The 16,889-nt window shown below is 56.6% G+C and carries 16 protein-coding genes; 8 read left to right on the top strand and 8 right to left on the bottom strand.

Annotated elements, in window-relative coordinates; translation table 11 throughout:
- Positions 1-689 precede the first annotated feature (689 nt).
- The 3 genes from AB4Z20_RS08855 to AB4Z20_RS08845 all read right to left on the bottom strand — a co-directional run bounded on the left by AB4Z20_RS08855 (position 690) and on the right by AB4Z20_RS08845 (position 3,861).
- On the bottom strand, positions 690-1,184 hold the full coding sequence (locus AB4Z20_RS08855; protein WP_442089747.1) for an addiction module antidote protein: 495 nt from the start codon (positions 1,182-1,184) through the stop codon (positions 690-692).
- Position 1,185: 1 nt separating this feature from the next.
- Positions 1,186-1,500 (bottom strand): type II toxin-antitoxin system RelE/ParE family toxin, encoded by a 315-nt coding sequence (locus AB4Z20_RS08850; protein ID WP_320390537.1) that lies wholly within the window; start codon positions 1,498-1,500, stop codon positions 1,186-1,188.
- A 900-nt stretch (positions 1,501-2,400) separates the two neighbouring features.
- Entirely contained in the window at positions 2,401-3,861 is a 1,461-nt protein-coding gene (locus AB4Z20_RS08845; protein ID WP_442089746.1) for a fatty acid desaturase, read from the bottom strand.
- Positions 3,862-4,032: 171 nt separating this feature from the next.
- On the opposite strand from AB4Z20_RS08845, the gene AB4Z20_RS08840 reads away from it, so the two are divergent.
- Entirely contained in the window at positions 4,033-4,698 is a 666-nt protein-coding gene (locus tag AB4Z20_RS08840; RefSeq protein ID WP_442089768.1) for a hypothetical protein, read from the top strand.
- The gene (locus tag AB4Z20_RS08835) at positions 4,692-5,807 is read left to right on the top strand and encodes a hypothetical protein (RefSeq protein ID WP_442089745.1); all 1,116 of its coding nucleotides are present in this window, start codon (positions 4,692-4,694) and stop codon (positions 5,805-5,807) included. The genes AB4Z20_RS08840 and AB4Z20_RS08835 overlap by 7 nt, the downstream gene beginning before the upstream one ends.
- On the opposite strand, the gene AB4Z20_RS08830 is transcribed toward AB4Z20_RS08835, so the two are convergent.
- On the bottom strand, positions 5,795-6,721 hold the full coding sequence (locus AB4Z20_RS08830) for a hypothetical protein (protein ID WP_442089744.1): 927 nt from the start codon (positions 6,719-6,721) through the stop codon (positions 5,795-5,797). The two genes, AB4Z20_RS08835 and AB4Z20_RS08830, sit on opposite strands and share 13 nt — an antisense overlap.
- Complete coding sequence (locus AB4Z20_RS08825; protein ID WP_442089743.1) at positions 6,718-7,596, bottom strand: metal-dependent hydrolase; 879 nt, start codon at positions 7,594-7,596, stop codon at positions 6,718-6,720. Before AB4Z20_RS08825 ends, AB4Z20_RS08830 begins: the two co-directional genes overlap by 4 nt.
- Before the next feature lie 89 nt (positions 7,597-7,685).
- On the opposite strand from AB4Z20_RS08825, the gene AB4Z20_RS08820 reads away from it, so the two are divergent.
- The 4 genes from AB4Z20_RS08820 to AB4Z20_RS08805 are packed head-to-tail and all read left to right on the top strand — an operon-like array spanning position 7,686 to position 11,745.
- The gene (locus AB4Z20_RS08820) at positions 7,686-8,615 is read left to right on the top strand and encodes a fatty acid desaturase family protein (RefSeq protein ID WP_442089742.1); all 930 of its coding nucleotides are present in this window, start codon (positions 7,686-7,688) and stop codon (positions 8,613-8,615) included.
- The gene (locus tag AB4Z20_RS08815; protein WP_442089741.1) at positions 8,615-10,216 is read left to right on the top strand and encodes a GH3 family domain-containing protein; all 1,602 of its coding nucleotides are present in this window, start codon (positions 8,615-8,617) and stop codon (positions 10,214-10,216) included. The genes AB4Z20_RS08820 and AB4Z20_RS08815 overlap by 1 nt, the downstream gene beginning before the upstream one ends.
- Positions 10,201-11,286: an aromatic ring-hydroxylating dioxygenase subunit alpha gene (locus tag AB4Z20_RS08810; RefSeq protein WP_320388925.1), complete on the top strand. Its 1,086-nt coding sequence runs from the start codon at positions 10,201-10,203 to the stop codon at positions 11,284-11,286. Before AB4Z20_RS08815 ends, AB4Z20_RS08810 begins: the two co-directional genes overlap by 16 nt.
- A gap of 54 nt (positions 11,287-11,340) precedes the next feature.
- Positions 11,341-11,745, top strand: a complete 405-nt coding sequence (locus tag AB4Z20_RS08805; protein ID WP_018601181.1) for an acyl-CoA thioesterase — start codon at positions 11,341-11,343, stop codon at positions 11,743-11,745.
- A gap of 109 nt (positions 11,746-11,854) precedes the next feature.
- Here the strand turns inward: AB4Z20_RS08805 and AB4Z20_RS08800 are convergent, their stop codons facing one another.
- The gene (locus tag AB4Z20_RS08800) at positions 11,855-14,023 is read right to left on the bottom strand and encodes a TonB-dependent siderophore receptor (RefSeq protein WP_442089740.1); all 2,169 of its coding nucleotides are present in this window, start codon (positions 14,021-14,023) and stop codon (positions 11,855-11,857) included.
- Positions 14,024-14,188: 165 nt separating this feature from the next.
- A complete protein-coding gene (locus tag AB4Z20_RS08795; protein WP_053189250.1) occupies positions 14,189-14,563 on the bottom strand; it encodes a tautomerase family protein in 375 nt (124 codons plus the stop codon).
- 108 nt (positions 14,564-14,671) lie between these two features.
- Here AB4Z20_RS08795 and AB4Z20_RS08790 point away from each other — a divergent pair, with 108 nt between their 5' ends.
- Positions 14,672-15,559: a LysR substrate-binding domain-containing protein gene (locus AB4Z20_RS08790; protein ID WP_442089739.1), complete on the top strand. Its 888-nt coding sequence runs from the start codon at positions 14,672-14,674 to the stop codon at positions 15,557-15,559.
- 185 nt (positions 15,560-15,744) lie between these two features.
- Complete coding sequence (locus AB4Z20_RS08785; RefSeq protein WP_013693659.1) at positions 15,745-16,089, top strand: cupin domain-containing protein; 345 nt, start codon at positions 15,745-15,747, stop codon at positions 16,087-16,089.
- Positions 16,090-16,174: 85 nt separating this feature from the next.
- Here the strand turns inward: AB4Z20_RS08785 and AB4Z20_RS08780 are convergent, their stop codons facing one another.
- Positions 16,175-16,819 (bottom strand): FMN-dependent NADH-azoreductase, encoded by a 645-nt coding sequence (locus tag AB4Z20_RS08780; RefSeq protein WP_442089738.1) that lies wholly within the window; start codon positions 16,817-16,819, stop codon positions 16,175-16,177.
- Between the last annotated feature and the right edge of the window lie 70 nt (positions 16,820-16,889).

Raw genomic sequence — 16,889 nt, 5'->3', positions numbered from 1 at the left:
ACACCGGGGTTGATGTCGGACAGGGCATCCGCCGCGATCGGTGCTTTGGTACGTGAAGGGTGGCTTGCTTATCGGCCGGTGGCTGTTGGCCTGGCGCAGGCGTTGCACAGATGTTTCCGGTAAGTCCATTGAGGGAGGCGGGGTGGGGAAGATCGGGTCAGATCACGGCTATTAAGGGGGGACGCGAGGGCTCAACGGACGTTCGCGTCAGGAGCTTCGCAGGATGGCATGGGCGTAAATCTCCTGGGCTGCTTCCCTATGGACGCAAAACGAAGGGTAGAAGTGGATTTCGTGCTGGAATTCCGGCCATTGACCCGATTGCTGCCTGCAGAGAAATGCGACTTCAGCCTCAACTGTCTCCAAATCTCTTAGAGTCGTGGGCGCTCCTTCATGTTTGGCAGTCCATATGCTCAGAACCAACCTGTGTCTCAGATTTTTCCACTTAGTGTGTACAGCTTTGGATGCTGATGTGTGCTTGCGGGTTTAGAAAAGGTGCATTTCACCCCGTCCAGAGAAAGCCGGTAGGGTCCTTCGTCAAAGAGTTCAAGGTGATATGCCTGTGGGGCGCGTAGTTTCATGTGAAAAGGCTCCAGGTTCTCTGTGCTGACCGCGAGCGTGGAAGGGATCAACAGGGGCAGGGGGGCTTGGCCAATTCGTGTTTGTCTGGAATCCATGAAGCCAACGGCGACTTACTGCTGCACAGCGGCTTTTACCTTTCTCGCAGCAGGTTTTGCGCTTGGTTTAGCCGCTGCTGCCACTGGTTTTTTTGCAGCGGATTTCGCGGTAGGTTTGGCCGCCGCTACCGATGGTTTGCGAGCCCTTGGAGCAGTTGCTTTGGAAGCCGCTGCTAATGTTGCAATCGGTTGTACGGTGAGTTCTACACCGATCGCGGTCATCAGTTTCTTGATAGTTTCAAACCGCGTTTTTGCACCTGATTTCAGCACCTTATAAAGGCTTTCGCGATTAACCCCGGCATCCTTGGCGACTTTATTAACACCTTTGGCTTTTGCGACTTCGGCCAAAGCATGAATAAGACTTTCCGTATCATCAGCTTTCATACTTTCAGCCAAATATGCCGCTATAGCCTCCGGGCTATCGAGAAAGCGCGAAGCCTCATAACGAGTCGTACCCGTCGTGTTTAGGTTAAGGACCGGCATATCCTCAGGGTTGAATTTCTCGCTCATGTCATTTACCTCTCAGGGCATCAAGGATCGCTTTGGCTTTCTTAATACCTCGTTTTTGATCTGTTTTATCGCTTCCACTGAGCATCAAATACTCTGCGATCCCCGAGCGCACAAAGTAAATTCTGTACCCCGGTCCAATAAAAACACGCATTTCGCTCACCCCATCGCCAACGGGTTCGCAATCACCAAAGTTGCCGTCTGCGGCGCGATCCAGACGGGCCAAGATGGCCGATTTCCCTTGAGCATCCTTCACACTGTCGAGCCAATCCTCAAAATAGGACGTCTGGTGGATCTCGTTTATTTTCTTATTGATCATAGTCCCAATTGTAGCCATATGGCTACTCCTGACGGGTGCGAGGTTGAATGCAGGTAAAGGGTGTCTTTCATCGGTCATGAAGCTGATGGTGTCGCCCTGGCTGGCAGTAACCACTACTCGCTGGGGGTTTGAGTATCGATAAGCAGTGAAGTGGGAGTGCAGTCGATGCTGGTGATGGGGGCGTATTTTTCCATGGGGTTGCTCCGATCAGATTAATGGCTGATCGGATCCGCAGGTCGTCAAACCTGATCGCCATTTGGGGCGACGGGAACGACTATAGATTTCACCGACGCTGGCGTACAAGGTGAGGGATTCCCACGCTTTTGTAGGAATTGTGATAGCTGTGCGAGGAAAAGGCGTATCGACTGATTTCGGGGGGGGGGCGAGGCAGGCGGATAATCAAAATCGGGGTCACAAAAATCGGCACAAAATCAGGGTCAGGCCATGGTTATCAATTGTGGTTTGACCCTGAGGGGAGGCTTTCTACCGCTCTCGATAGTACTGCTCTCTACGCCTGGCCTCGTCCCGCTCCATTTCTTCATAATGCTTGCGCTCGTCCCGCTCCCTCTCCTCATGGCGCTCGCGGTGTTTCCTGTCTTGTGCTCTATCCATTTCGCGCTGGTGTTCCCAGTGGCGCCTGTTTGCCTCTCGATAGTCCTGGTTCCGATCACCGGCAAATGCACCGGCTGAGGTGAAGCCAATCCAGGTGAGTACAAACATGGCAGCCATTCTCATGTGAGGGTGTCTCCGGGGTGGATGTGTGCAGGTGGTGCCATTGGTGGCTTGCGGTAGACCATGAGACGGGGCGCAAGTGCTGATCGGGCTGCTGTTGCACAGCTATGTTCGCGTGGGAATTCCGAAAGGCGACACCGAGCATTAAACAATCGAAAGAGGGTTGAATCAGCTTTTTTGCTTCGACCCAGACCAGAGCAGGGAAAGCAGCGTACGCGAGTCCATTAGACGCTCGTCGGCACTCAGCAGGCCTGGAAGAGCATGCCATGGATGGTTGGCGCTGCGATGATGATGCAGATGCAGATTGATGTGATAAGGCCAAATGAAAAACCTGCCGACACATCCCACTTTCCATGCGTAAGTCCATTGCGGCCAGCCTGGGGTTACATCAGGCCCGCCACTGTGTTCGGCGATGCTACGGATTTTCTGTAGTAGCGTTCCCAAAGTGGCGAGTGGCAAAAACCATAACAGCAAGATAAGCATCATGGTCTGGACGCTGGTTTGCCAGGCGATGAACGACAAGAGGGCGAGCCAGATAATCCCCGCAGCGGCGATCGACCGGGTCATCTTCGGTGATGCCCCGCCCGCATCTCTGTAAGCACGCAGATTGCGCAGCGTATTGATAACGAACAGATCCCCCAGCAATTGCCTGAGCAATAATTTCCCGGACAGGGGTCGGAATTTCCACGGCTGCTGGTGATAAAGAAAGCGCCGCTCCGGGTCTTTCGTTGATCCCGTGTGCTGATGATGCTCAAGGTGCAGTGGCCGATAGAATTCAATGGGCACCGTACCCGGAACACCGATGGCCACGTTGATCAAAAAGTCATTGATACCGCGATGACGCGTCAGGTGATAGTGAGTCGCGTCGTGGTAAAGAATGAACAGTGCATGTTGGCGCGCGGCAATGATGACAAACGCCAGGCAATAGAAACGCCAGTCCGCGGCATACAGCGCAATGCGCAACGTCACGATGATGCACAACCATTCAAGCAGGATGGCCGCCAGGGTGCGCAAATCCACCTTGAGGCGACTCAGCGTGATTGTTATCAAACCTGCTGCTGCGCCAATGGCTGCTCCATAGACCACATCGAGCAGTACATGCTGGCCTGTCGTCAACACGGTGATTGCCAGCATCAGGCTCCACAGCGCGAAGATCCATACCTGGCGGACACGCAGATAACCCAGCACAACGCTGATGGCCACCGGCAACGCCACATGTCCACTGGGTGACGCCGCTAGCGGGGAGTCAATGCTGTAGAACCACGTTAGCCACTGCGACGGGCTCTCCGGGCGCTCTATAAGGGTTGGCCAGAACAGGTGGCTCACCAGGCAGGTTCCAGAGGCCAGGGTCCCGGCAAAAAAAACCGCTAGCAGCCAGTCGCGGCGACGCCCTAGAAACACCAGCGCGGGCATGATCAATAGATAGCTAAGGTACAAGGGGAGTGTGTAGGGCAGTTGCGCAACGTGCGCATCGATACTGCCGGGTTGAATAACCCGTACCGGCCCCATCGGGAAGTGCGTGACGAGAAAATACAGGACCCCCGTCACTACGGTGTAGGCCAGCAGCCAACTGACGGGGCGGGTCACCCTTGAGGCATTGACAGGATGGTGTGCGACAGTGGATGACATGATCAAGAGGCCTGGGTAAACGAGGAGGGCGATGAATGGAAGTCTACGTTGCATTGGCCGATTGATCTGGCCAATATCCGTCCCCCCTTGCTTGCGATGCTGAAGGTCTCCATGAGTTTGAGTGCAACCTCCATTGAATGCGCCCATCTGCATCTGAATGAAATTGATCGGATGTTCGAGATTTATGCTGCGTCCTACGACGACACCTCGCGAGCAAGGTTCGATCAGGATTTCAAGGAAAAAACCCACTGCATCGTATTACGGGATGCGGGTGAAGTAATCGTTGGATTTACCACGCTCAAACTTTATGAAAAAACCTGGTCTGGCAAACCGATCAGGGTGATTTTTTCGGGCGATACCATCATTGATCGTGAACACTGGGGGAGCCAGCAACTGGCCTTCGCCTGGATGCGACTGGCGGGGGAAATCTGGCAGGAGCAGCCTGAAATCCCTCTCTATTGGTTTCTGATCTGCAAGGGTCACCGAACGTACCGTTATTTAGGCGCCATGGCGTTGAACTATTCACCCCGAGTCGGGGCCATGACGGATTCTGGCGTCCAGGCGCTGATGGACCACTTGGCGATCGATCGTTTTGGTGAGGCCTATGATCGGAAAACGGGTGTTCTGTCCTTCAAGGTTCCACAAGGTCGGCTGAGCGCGGAGTTGGCACAGGTTCCTGCGCCTCACCTGCGTCTGGCAAACGTATTGTATTTTCTGGAAAGAAATCCTTTTTACGCATCGGGTGATGAGTTGGTCTGTTTGTGCGAGCTGCACCCCAATAATTTACGGCCGATGGTGCTGCGCTTGTTTGCTGGCGCTCAACCATCGCCATGCTGATCCGCCAGGCAAGCGCCGCGGACAACCTGAAATTACTCGACTTTCAGGCGCAACGGGCGATGCAGGGTGGCTTGCCGATGCGGTTTGACCGTGGGCCGGACTATTTCGCGCTGCATCGTTGTCACGCCATGGACCATCGAACCTGGATAGCGGAAAGCGAGGTGGGCGAACTGAAAGGCATCGCCAGCCTGGTGGTCCGCGATGGCTACCTTAATGGCGGTATCGAGCCGGTGGCCTATCTGGGGGACCTGCGGCTGGTGCCCGACCGGCGCTTGTCAAAGTCGTGGATGGCCGAGGTCAAAGTGCGGCTCGAAGCGTTGGCCCATGAAACCGGTGCGCAGCACGCTTATTGCTGTGTCATTCGTGGCAATAGGCTTGCGGCTCACTCGCTTCTGGGAGGACGGCGAGCCAATCCGCTGATGCTTTCGCACTGGCGTGGCTATAGCAATGTCTCCGTGTATGGTCAGCGGGGATGGAGCAGCGCGCCAAGAACGCTGGAAAGCGTCCGCATCGTTCGAGCCCAGCCGGCCCATACGGATGCACTGCGAGCGTTTCTCGACAGCGAGTCGGCAGGCCAGCCCTTTGGTTGCATTTTTAGTGAGGCGCAGTTTTCGCGACGCCTGGACACCTGGCCGGACTTCGGTATCGAGTCATTTCTCCTGGCCTTGGACGCCCGTAACAATGTGCTCGGTTGTGTGGCCCCTTGGGACGCCGGGCGTATCAAGCGGGTGGTGCTGGAAAAGCTGCCCTTGTCACACCAGGCGCTTCGCCTGGCTTTCAACGCCTGTGCGCCAGTCTTGGGGCGCCCTGCAATCGCTGCACCTGGCGAGGCACTGCAGGACATCTACCTGACTCATTTACAGGTGCGGCAGCGAGACCCGCACATTTTCGCTGCGCTGCTGGATGCCGCTTGGGTGCGCGTTCGCGGTCAGTACGCGTTGATGCAAATGTGCTTGTATGACAATGACCCGCTTTGGGCCGCCATGAACCGTTATCGTAGCGTCACCATTCCCATGGACCTGTATACGGCGCCCTGCGTCGGCAGTGCGTCAGCACTGGCACCGGTGGATGCGGCGCGTATTCCGGGGTTTGAGATCTATCTCGTCTGATTGCCCCGGCCGGGCTTGGTCTGGTGCAAGACGTTCAACAGCGCCAACCAGAAACGGGTCGCGTCAAATCCACCACCGCCCAAAACAGGTTGGCCGTGATCGAGGTGAGGCAGGCAAATCTGCGGCATGCCATCGAGTCGCTGATGGTCGAGGTAAAACTGACCGTCATGCGCCCAGCCGGGTCGCAGTGCATTGAGGCGTGCGTGATGCGTGTCAAAACCAGAGCTGGGCGCGCAGCTCCAACTGACGACATGCGCGCAATGCAGGTCAGGGCCCAGATGATTGAGCATGCGAGCAACGTGCGGGTCGCGCAGGCGGCTGATGTCTCGTGTGCCGTCGGCCACCCACGGCATTTTTGCAAACACTCGACGAAGGTGATCCAGAGGATATCGTTGGGCCGGTTGCCACGTGCTGCAACCCAGCACCTCATCCATGACCGTCGACGGGCCTGCCGGCGGTTGCACCAACGCCACGCCGTCGCACGCCTCACTCAAGACGCTGTTCTGCAGGATGGCTGCAAGTGCATCGAGCCCCCCCTTACTGTGCGCCAACACAACAAATCGCTGGCCTGGCTTGAGTTCGGCAGTCAGTACCTTGTTGATAGACGTTCCTTGAGCCATCACCCCACGCGAAGAACGCACGGGCATTCGCAGGACCTGATAGTTCGAGCGCCGTAACGTCTGGGCGCAACCTTGAAAACAACGTGGCAACCATTCGGAAAACAGCCCGGCAACCAGCACCACCAACGTACTTCGAGGAAGACGTGGCACGGGGGCATGCCAGCACGCGATAAATTGCTCTGTCCAATCAAGGTGTGCGGCAGGTCTCGCCAATTGCGTTGCTGGAAAGTGAAGTGGCCAATCGTCAAAGCCTTCTGGTATCCAGGTTTTTTTTCCCGGCAAGGATGGGCTCATGGCTTGGGCTCAGCGAATTCATCCAGTCTTCGGCGGGCCGCTTCCAAGGCTTCACTGTTGTCGAGCTTATCGGGGTGAAAACCAGGGATGAACCACGCCAGCCAGCTCGGAAATGCACGGGTCAGCGGGCCAGGATTCACAAACAACCACCATTGCAAGCGCGCCCACCCTCGCCAGTTACGGCGTTGCCCATCAGTCCCTGCAAGTTGGTAAATGAAATACAGCACATCGACGGCGAAGTACGCGGTCATTATCAGCATGACCCCGCATCGCATCAGGTATCGCCAAAGTGGATTGCGCACAACCAGGCACAACACGTCGTAGGCGACGGCCTTGTGTTCGGTTTCTTCTATGGCATGCCAACGCCAGAGCATGGCCATCCTCGAATCGGCACCGTTGAGAACAGCGGGATTTCGCAAAAGCTGATCAGAGAGAATGGCCGTGAAATGCTCCAGGCTGGCGGTCATCGCCAGACGAGTCGCTGGCGTAAATCGATTGCCAACCTCTTGTCGGCGCAGCAGCAGTTTTTCCAGTGCCTCAACAGGCGCGCCTTGTGCCGCGAGTAGCTGGTTATACAGCCTGTGCTCACGAATATGCGCCGCCTCCTGATAAACAAACGCTTCAACCGCGTTGCAGAGCGACAGATCGGTTTCTATCTCGGTCCGAAAGTGCGTGACGCTATCAATGAACAGCTTTTCGCCGAGTGGAAACATGATCGACAGGCCATCAAAAAAACGCGTGACGTGAGGCCAGTCACGGTACCAATAATGGGGAACACCCCCATCGAGAGCAAAGCGTACGTTGCGGCGGAGAATTTTTGCGGCAGGTGGTTTTGCCGCCGAGCACCAGGACAAGAGGGCTTTGAGATACGACATATCAGCGGGTGCGGCCCTGAAAAACTATAGGCTATCTCTTTTGTCACTGATCGTGTAAATGGATATCCGACTTTCCATGGGGCCTCTTAATGCGCAGTTCCGGTGACATTTCATCCTCTAGTCGTTACGACTTGGCCAATCTGTGTGTACTGATGCTGCAGACATTGGTTTGGGGGGCGACGCTGACCTGGTTGTCACACACGGATGCGGGTTGGCCCAAGTGGCTTGTGCTGATGCCTTTTTGCCTGGTCATGCAAGGGGTCTTTTCGATGATGCACGAGGCCTTTCATGGGCTGGCCCATAGTCAAAAAAAGTTGAATTACTTCGTCATGTGGTGGGCTTCAACCCTGTTTGGTGCATCGGCCACGCTCATCCATATCAACCATCTGGGGCACCACACGCGTAATCGCACCCGAGCAGAGCTGGCTGATTTTGCCAGCGCAGACGAATCGTTGCTGCGCAAGCGCGTCGAATACTATTTCGCGATTCTGGGGGGGATCTGGTTCGCAGCATTTATCGGCAGTCTTTTGTTGCCGTTGCTGCCGGCACGTATCACTGGCCGGTGGTCGCAAACCGCAGAGGTCAATACGTATGCGGCCGCCTTCAAGGACTTTTCAAAAAGCGATTTCAGCCGTATCCGGCTGGAGGTGATCGCCAGTGTCGCGGTGTGGTTATCGGCCGGGATAGTGTTGGGATGGAAGTGGCCTGTCGTCCTGGCTACCTACATCGCTTTTGCTTTTTCCTGGTCTTCGCTGCAGTGGGTCTACCACATGCGCACACCGTTGGACGTGGTGGAGGGGGCCTACAACATGAGGGCGCCGCGCCTGGTCCGCTGGGCATTTTTGAACTTCAACTACAACCTCACCCATCATCGTCAATCACAACTGCATTGGCAGCAGATGCACCGGGCCTCGAACCTGAAGGAAACCCGGCCATTGTGGTTTGGCTGGCTACAGGTTTTCTTGCCGCCCCAGCGTTTACCGGATGACGTGACGCAACTCGACAAGACCTACTTCTGATGAGTGCCAACAATGGCGTCAGACGCGCGCTGTGGAAACGTTTTATAGACAGTGCCCAACCCACGCTTGATCGGTGGCACGAGCAACTTGAGCAACCAGAACTGACGCAAGAACGCCTATTGCAGCGATTGCTAAAGGCCAACAGTGATTGTGCGTTCGGGCGTGCCCACCACTTTGCGCGTATCGCTGATTCAACGCAGTTTCGCGACAACGTCCCGATTCACGCTTACTCGCAACTGCATCCCTGGATACAGCGAGCGCAACAGGAATCGGAACCGATTTTGACATCTCGTCCGCCACTGTTCTTTGAACGTACAAGCGGTAGCAGTGCGCTGCACAAAGCGATTCCTTATACACGCGACTTTCTCTCTGAAATGCACAGTGCTTTAGGCGTCTGGCTGGCGGATATGCACCGTCAAGTCCCCGGGATCAGCCATGGCTCAGGCTACTGGTCAATGTCACCCCCCTTGCAAGTGCCGGTGACGGGGCCTAATGGTATTTCCGTTGGTTCAGCCAGTGACCTGGAGTACTTGAGCGGCAGCAACATTGCCGGACTGGCCGGGACGTTGTTGATTCCGGAGTTTGCCGGCGATCTGTCCAACTGGCGTAGACAGACCCTCCTGGCGTTGGTGGCAGACGCTGATTTGAGTTTTATCAGTGTCTGGAGCCCTACGTTCTTGACCAGTCTGTTACAGCCAATTTTCGATGGCGAAACCGCTGAGCATGAGCAGACGTTTGCGTGGCTGGGCGATGCGCTTCCCGCCGCCCGCAGGTCTGCGTTGCGTCGCGCGCGATCCCAAGGTGTCTGCACCGAGTTATGGCCACGGCTGGCAGCCGTCAGTTGCTGGATGGATGGCCCCAGCCGCAACTACTACAGGCAATTGGCGGCGCGCTTCCCTCAGGTGCAATGGTTACCCAAAGGTCTTTTTGCCACCGAAGGTGTGGTGAGCGTGCCATTTGGTGACGGGCCGGGGTGTCCCTTGGCGATTGGCAGCCATTATCTCGAGTTTCTCTGCGAAGACGGTTCGCTACGCAATGCCCACTCCCTGCGCATGGGCGAAAGCGCGCAAGTGCTGCTGACAACCGGTGGCGGTTTGTATCGCTACGCATTGGGCGACCGAGTCCGAGTCGTCGGAATGCTGGGGGCTACTCCGCGTGTAGAGTTTGTGGGGCGTACTGCGGTGACCAGTGATCTGGTCGGAGAAAAGCTTGATGAGCACATCGTGCAGAGCATATTTGACCGTTGCATCACCACGACAGGGGCTGCTTGCCTGATCCCCAATGCTTCGGCGATGCCACCGCATTACCTCGCGCTGGTGGCGACACCTGAAGACCTGGATGCAAGCGCACTGGCGCTGGCGGTCGAGTCGGAGCTGTCCAACGCCTTTCATTACAATCAGGCACGCAGGCTTGGGCAGTTGGGGCCTCTTCGGGTTCGCTTGCTCAAAGGCAGCGCTGATGTGCTGGCTCAAGTACTGCAACAGGCGGCGGAGTTAAGCGGTATCCGCGCCGGTGACGTCAAACCGCGCCCACTTATCAATCGGCTCGAGACAGCCGATGCCATTCTCGCGCTAACGGAAAGCTCATGTCGGCATCTTTAAATACCACCTTCGAGACCCCTTGCGATGCAACCCTCGAACAATGGTATGTGGCTTGCGCTCAGAAAGAGCTGCGTAAGAACACACCTTACAGGGCAAAAATCCTCGGACTGAACCTGGTGCTTTTTCGTCAGGGTGATGGGCAGGTAGCGGCGTTGCTGGACCAATGCGTGCATCGGGGAACCCGATTGTCCGCCGGCAAGATTTCCGATAATTGCCTCGTCTGTCCCTACCATGGCTGGCGCTACGATGCCCAAGGGCACGTGGTTCATATCCCCAGTGTTGGCGATAAACAGTGCTCATCGCCATCAGGCGAGTATCGGTATAAACAGCGTCATTTTGCCGTGCAGGAACTTGATGGCTTGATCTGGGTATACACCGGTGCAGGTGACCCGCAGGCCAAGCCCCTGTTCAGGCTGCCGGCTTACGCTGACCAGCGCTGGCAGAGCTATTTCATGATCAACACCTTTGAGGCCGACGTAGGCAGCCTGGTGCAGAACTTCATGGACGTGCCGCATACCGTATTCGTGCACGAGGGCATCTTCAGATCCAGCACCGGTCGTTCGATGGACGCCACGCTCGCGTGTAAAGCGCGGAGCATTGAAGTGACCTATCACGATGACGGGGACAAGATTGGTGTCATGAACTGGCTGAGTAATCCCGACGGCGAACCGCTGGTTCACACGGATCGTTTTTTTGCGCCCAACGTCACGCGCTGCGACTACCAGTGGGGCGAGCGTTCGGCTTTTTTGATCATCAGTCAAATCACGCCAATCGATTCACGTCAGTCGCGCGTCTATACCTACATCGCCTACCGCTTCCGCCTACCCCGTTGGGTACTGCGGATGTTGCGTCCGTTCATCCATCTGTACACCCGCATCGTCATTCGCCAAGACGTGAAGATCATTCAAGCACACCGCCAAGGCCTTGATAACGCACCGGACTTCAAGCCATCCAATGTGCAAGCCGATGCCATACATGTCGGTGTCGAGCAGCTACTGGCGGCGGTAAGGCTAGGCGAGGATTTGCCACCGGCACAGCGTCGTGAGAGCCGGATACGGTTTGAGCTTTGATGGCGGCGACAAAAATACGTACCAAGGCTCGAATAACTAAAGGGAAAGAGACCAATGCCTCATGCGGTTTTCGTCAGTAGAACGATTTTATTTGGCGACTGTGATCCGGCAGGCGTGGTTTACACGCCGCGATTTTCGTATTTTTCAGTAGAGGCCATCTACGTAGCACTTGATAAGTGGCTGGGCACGCCCGGGCTCAGAACACTCATGGGCTTTGAAATATTGCCGCCGGTACGCGCCATGTCAATGGAGTTTCTGGTGCCTTTGACGTGGGATGATGAGTTATCTATCAAAGTCAGTGTGGCGAAGGTGGGCGTCCATTCGTTCACGTTTCTGGTCGAAGGGTTTGTTGTTGATGGGCCCTTATCTTTTGTGGCAAATGTCACTCATGTATGTGTCTCGCCGGAAACCAAAGAGGTGGTCGCCGTTCCAGCACAACTGAGAGCGCTTCTTTCATAACCCGCTGGAAAGACCTTCGTCCGGACAGAGAAAGAGACGATTTCATGTGCTGGGCCTGGCCCTGAAACAGGCATGAACCTGGTTCAAGACCAGACAAAATCCGCCTCCTTTAGAAACTGTACTTGGCAGTCAGCATCATGTTGCGTGGGCTGCCGTAGGAATCACCGCCATAGCTCACGGAGTTGGCGATGGTCGAGTAGTACCGGCGGTCGAAGATGTTGTTGGCGTTGACCTGCAAGTCCAGGTTCTGGCTGACCCGGTAGCCGGCCATCAGGTCGGTGATCGCGTAGCTGCCCTGTTCGAGGCGGTATTTGCTGCCATCAGCCAGCGGGATGTCGTTGTACAGGCGGCTCTGCCAGGAGACGTTGCCGCCCACGCGCAGTTTTTCCAGCGGGCCCTGGAAGTGGTAGCTGGTGGTCAGCTTGAACAGATGCTCCGGCGTGTCGGTGTCGAACTGCTTGTTTACGTTCTGCGGGTTGGCGGCATCCTTGATGGTGTGTGTTCGCGCATAGGTGTAGCCACCGCCGACTTGCCAGTTTTCGGTCAAGGCGCCTTGCAATTCGAAGTCGATACCCTGGCTGCGAATCTCGCCGGAGGCTTCGTAGCATTCTGCCTGTGGGCAGTCTGCCGGGGGGATCTTCACCGCGCGGTTCTCTTGATCGACGCGGAACAGCGCCACGCTCGCGTTCAGCGCGCCATCAAAATATTCGCCCTTGATGCCGACCTCGTAGTTCTTGCCGACAATCGGCTTGACCGGGCTACCCGAGGTATCCTTTTCGCGCTGCGGCGTGAAGATATCGCTGTAGCTGACGTAGACCGAGTGGTGGTCGTCCAGGTCGTAGATCAAGCCAGCGTAACGGGTGAGGTTACGGGTGACCTTGTAGTCGGTGTCGCCATCACGGTTATCGTAGTCGTACCAGTCCAGGCGTCCGCCGAGGATCAGCTTCAACGGGTCGGCCAGGCTCAGGCGTGTGGTGAGGTAGACGCCGTCCTGGGTGGTCACTTCGCGCTGGTTGTTGGTGTGGACGAAGTTCGGTTTACCCCCATTGATCGGCCAGTTCATGTCGTACGGGCTGTAGTTGTGGGTGGTCATGTCGTAGATGCGCTTGCTGGCGCCCACCACCAGTTCATGGCTGCGCCCGAACGCCTCGAAGGGCCCACTGGCAAAGGCGTCTACGCCGGCCTGGTTTTCATCGAAGTCGGCCTGGTAGACCGTGCGGGCCAGGGTGTTGTTGTCCCAGCGCGATTGATAAGAGCCGGAGAACAACGCGTTCTGTTCGGAGTAGTTGGCGTTGACCTGAAGGTTCCAGTCGTTGGCCAGGCGATGACGGACTTCGGCGAATACGGTGTTGATCTCCTGATCCTTGTTCTCCCAATCCGTCCCCGGATTGTAGGAGCGTGGCAGGTCCAGATGATGGCCGTCCTGGCCGATCATCGAAGAGCCCCAGAAGTAATTGGTCTTGTCCTTCTGGTGGGAAAACCCCAGGGTCAGGGTGGTGTCTTCGTTCAAGTCCGCTTCGGTGACCGCATAGAACAAGCCATGATCCTCCTCGACATTGTCGATGAAGCTGTTGGCGTCCTGGTAAGAGGTCACGACCCGGCCGCGCAACGTGCCACTGTCGTTGAGCGGGCTGGAGGCATCGACCTCGCCACGGTAGTCGTCCCAACTGCCAGCGGCACCGGTCAGGGTGACTTTCTGCTCGGCCAATGGCCGCTTGCGGATCAGGTTGATGGCGGCCGAAGGGTTGCCTGCACCCGTCACCAGGCCGGTGGCACCGCGCACCACCTCGACTCGATCAAACATCGCCAAGTTAGGCTGGGAACCGACGTTAACGCCGTCGTAGCCACTCGGGATGCCGTCATACATCAAGTTGTCGATTTCAAAACCGCGCGCCTTATAAGTCTGCCGACCAGGACCGCCAGAAAAGTCCAGGAACAAACCGGGCGTCGCCTTGACCACGTCGTTGATGTCGGTCATCGCCTGGTCATCCATGCGCTGGCGCGTAATGACGGTGACGGCTTGTGGGGTTTCACGCATCGTCAGTGGAAGTTTGGTCGCGGTCGACATCGCACCGGTGGTGTAGGACTCGGTGCCTTCCGTGGTACTCCCCAGTTGGCCGCTCCCGGAGACCTCGGTTGCGTCTAGTTCCAGGGTGGCGGGTGGGATGGCGCTGTTGTCATCGGCAAAGGCTGGAGCCAGGGAGGCCATGCAAATAGCCATGGCCAGAAGATTGCGGGCAGGGGTGAAGTGACGCGGCGGGGTGGCACAAGTCGACATGAATAGATCCTTGGATACTAATTCGTACGAGAGTGATTCGCATTAAGTATCACAGGATTCATCTGGGCGATAAAGTTCGTTGCGCTTGGAGTAGGCGATGCGCAGGGTGCACCGCCACCGTACAGCCATCCACGATGGCCGTCATACCCAGCACAAACCTGAAGGCTAGTTGCCCCGGCCACCACCAAACGACCATTCATCGCTGGCCGTAGTGGTGATCACCACCATGACATCCTCCGCGTTGAGACCTGGCGCCCGCCCCAATTTCTCGACCAGATCGCGGTAGAAACGCTGTTTCGTCTCGACGCTTCGAGGGCGGCCGGCGGTAATCGTGATCAGCACAAAGTCATGGCTACGCGGTCCGCCCAGGTAGTCGGGATCAAATATCAACTCGCCCACTTCATGTTGGTGGATGACCTGGAAGCGATCGGTCTTCGGCACCTCGAAGCTATCAACCAAGGCATCGTGCAGCCCTTGGGACAATGCTTGTAGATACTCGGCCGACTTCCCCCGGTGCAGTGAAATACGTGAAAACGGCATAACAGTTACTCCCATGGCTAAAGCGACAGGGGGGAAAACTATCAAGTCGCGATAGTTCCGAATATCAGATTTAATAGGGTTGATCATCCCAAATTAGTGGACTATTCAATGCGCCGTCCGACCTTCGATCTTGATGTATTGCGTACTTTCGTCACCGGCGTGGAGTTCAACAGCTTTGCCAAAGCGGCGGATCGTCTCGGTCGATCGACTTCTGCCGTGAGCGCTCAATTGAAGAAGCTCGAGGAGCAGATCGGTACTCCGGTGCTGGCCAAATCCGGTCGAGGGTTAGTCTTGACGCCCGTAGGTGAATCACTGCTCAGTCATGCCCGTCGGTTACTGGAACTGAACGACGGCATTTTCCAGGCCCTGCATGAAAGCCAAGCCGCGGGGACAATTCGCCTCGGGCTTCAAGAAGACTTTGGGGAACATTTACTGAGCGAGATCCTTCGACGCTTCGTCCAGACGTACCCGATGGTGATTCTCGAGGTCAGGATCGCGCGCAACGCCGAACTGCTTGCGTTGGTCGAAAGTGCTGGTCTGGACTTGGCCCTGACATGGGACACAGGGCATACGTCGCCCTATGCCACGCGGCTGGGCGAAACACAGATGCACTGGATCGGGGTCCGTGACATGCCGTCACTGACCCGCCTTGCTGACTCACCGCTGCCATTGATCATGTTCGACGCGCCTTGCGTATTGCGTAGCGCTGCCACACAGGCATTGGATGCCGCGCAAATTCCCTGGCGAATCGCCCTGACCAGCCCCAGCGTCGCGAGTATCTGGGCGGCCGTCGCCGCCGGCTTGGGCTTGACGCTGCGAACTCGCATCGGGCTGCCGAGTCATCTCGCCGTCGTTTCCGGCTTGCCGGCCGTACCAAGCCTTGGCTATGTGCTTCACCGCAGTGGAGAAGACTCGACGCCTGCCATCCAGCAACTGGCCGAGTTGATCAAAACGAGCCTGCAAGAGCACACGTTCGATTTTGCGGTTGCGCAGTAGTTGGAGGTATCAGATTGGGATTTTGATACCTAGCTCAAAAAGCAGGGATAGGTTTTTACACAGCCTGGGCCTACAACGGCCTGTTGCTAAGGCTGGCAATCGACCCTTTGTCGCCTTCCAACTGATCACACCTTTCAGGGTCTTTACTTCTAGTTAGGCCCTGTAGGTAATGTTGGGAGCGCGCGATGAGCAACGAACAGGTGGCGCCTGAGACGAAAGGGGTGACGGTGACGTTACTGTCGACGATTGACCTGGGGCCTGAGATCGAGGGTATGGCCGGGCGCCAACTCAGGATGCGCAGGGTGACCATCGAGCCTGGAGGCGTCTTCGGGCCGATCCACAACCATGTCGACAGACCAGGCACCGTCTACATCCTGCAAGGCACGATCACTGACCATCGAAATGGCGTCGCCACGGATTACGGGCCGGGAGTGGGCTGGCCCGAGGACAGGAACACCACGCACTGGCTTGAGAACAGAGGCACGATTGCGGCGGTGGAGATCTCGGTTGATATTGTCAGGCAAGGGTAAGTTCATTGACTTCACTTGAACTGAGCAACCAGCCAATCCTTCAAACGCCCGCACGCCGGATCTTCAGCCTTCTTCTCATCGATCATCAGGTGCTGATAAAGCTGTCTGCCAGGTCCCTGGCCTGCTGAGTCGCGGCCTCACGCGCGTGCCGATCGACGTCTTCCCCCAGGATGGTTTTCTCCACAATCACCGAATGCACATCCGTGACGCCGATAAATTTCAGCCAGGCTTCCACGTACGGTTTCTGGAAGTCGAAGCGCTCCGCCGGTGTGCTCGACTGCGCCGAAAAATCCAGGCCGCGGGCGTACATCACCACGGCGAGTTTATTGTGCAACATGCCTTCCAGACCGCGTTGCGGGTCAACGCTGAACAGGATGTCTTTCTGCGATACCAGGTCGATGAAGTGCTTGAGTTTGTACGGGATGCTGAAATTCCACAGCGGTACGGACATCACCAGAACATCTGCACGGTGCAGGTGACTTGCCAACGCTTCTAAGGTGTTCCAGGCCTCTTGTTGTGCGGTGGTCAACGGCGTGCCATTGAGCCCGGCGTATTTGGCCTCCATGGCCAGATCATCGAATTCCGGCAGGGCCATGTCCCAGAGGTCGAGGGTGATGATCTCGGTGTCCGGGGTGTTGGCTTGATAACGCGCGATGAAGCTGCGCGCGACTTCAAGGGAGGCCGAACGCTGCTTGCGTGGAGAGCACTGAATATGGAGAAGAGTCGTCATGACGCACCTTGAATGAGGGCAGGGCAGGTGGGAGCATTGCAACATAGTTGTAATTGAAATATAAATCGTA

This window comes from Pseudomonas sp. KB_12 (assembly GCF_052114545.1).
Classification (GTDB): Bacteria; Pseudomonadota; Gammaproteobacteria; order Pseudomonadales; family Pseudomonadaceae; genus Aquipseudomonas; species Aquipseudomonas brassicacearum.
This window is presented reverse-complemented; position numbering and strand designations above follow the sequence as displayed.

Bases quoted from the DNA above. Each gene is read 5' to 3' on its own strand.
- AB4Z20_RS08825 (WP_442089743.1), bottom strand. From the start codon at position 7,596: ATGTCGTATCTCAAAGCCCTCTTGTCCTGGTGCTCGGCGGCAAAACCA.
- AB4Z20_RS08835 (WP_442089745.1), top strand. From the start codon at position 4,692: ATGCTGATCCGCCAGGCAAGCGCCGCGGACAACCTGAAATTACTCGAC.
- AB4Z20_RS08840 (WP_442089768.1), top strand. From the start codon at position 4,033: ATGTTCGAGATTTATGCTGCGTCCTACGACGACACCTCGCGAGCAAGG.
- AB4Z20_RS08805 (WP_018601181.1), top strand. From the start codon at position 11,341: ATGCCTCATGCGGTTTTCGTCAGTAGAACGATTTTATTTGGCGACTGT.
- AB4Z20_RS08790 (WP_442089739.1), top strand. From the start codon at position 14,672: ATGCGCCGTCCGACCTTCGATCTTGATGTATTGCGTACTTTCGTCACC.
- AB4Z20_RS08855 (WP_442089747.1), bottom strand. From the start codon at position 1,184: ATGAGCGAGAAATTCAACCCTGAGGATATGCCGGTCCTTAACCTAAAC.
- AB4Z20_RS08780 (WP_442089738.1), bottom strand. From the start codon at position 16,819: ATGACGACTCTTCTCCATATTCAGTGCTCTCCACGCAAGCAGCGTTCG.
- AB4Z20_RS08830 (WP_442089744.1), bottom strand. From the start codon at position 6,721: ATGAGCCCATCCTTGCCGGGAAAAAAAACCTGGATACCAGAAGGCTTT.
- AB4Z20_RS08815 (WP_442089741.1), top strand. From the start codon at position 8,615: ATGAGTGCCAACAATGGCGTCAGACGCGCGCTGTGGAAACGTTTTATA.
- AB4Z20_RS08795 (WP_053189250.1), bottom strand. From the start codon at position 14,563: ATGCCGTTTTCACGTATTTCACTGCACCGGGGGAAGTCGGCCGAGTAT.
- AB4Z20_RS08785 (WP_013693659.1), top strand. From the start codon at position 15,745: ATGAGCAACGAACAGGTGGCGCCTGAGACGAAAGGGGTGACGGTGACG.
- AB4Z20_RS08845 (WP_442089746.1), bottom strand. From the start codon at position 3,861: ATGTCATCCACTGTCGCACACCATCCTGTCAATGCCTCAAGGGTGACC.
- AB4Z20_RS08850 (WP_320390537.1), bottom strand. From the start codon at position 1,500: ATGATCAATAAGAAAATAAACGAGATCCACCAGACGTCCTATTTTGAG.
- AB4Z20_RS08800 (WP_442089740.1), bottom strand. From the start codon at position 14,023: ATGTCGACTTGTGCCACCCCGCCGCGTCACTTCACCCCTGCCCGCAAT.
- AB4Z20_RS08820 (WP_442089742.1), top strand. From the start codon at position 7,686: ATGCGCAGTTCCGGTGACATTTCATCCTCTAGTCGTTACGACTTGGCC.
- AB4Z20_RS08810 (WP_320388925.1), top strand. From the start codon at position 10,201: ATGTCGGCATCTTTAAATACCACCTTCGAGACCCCTTGCGATGCAACC.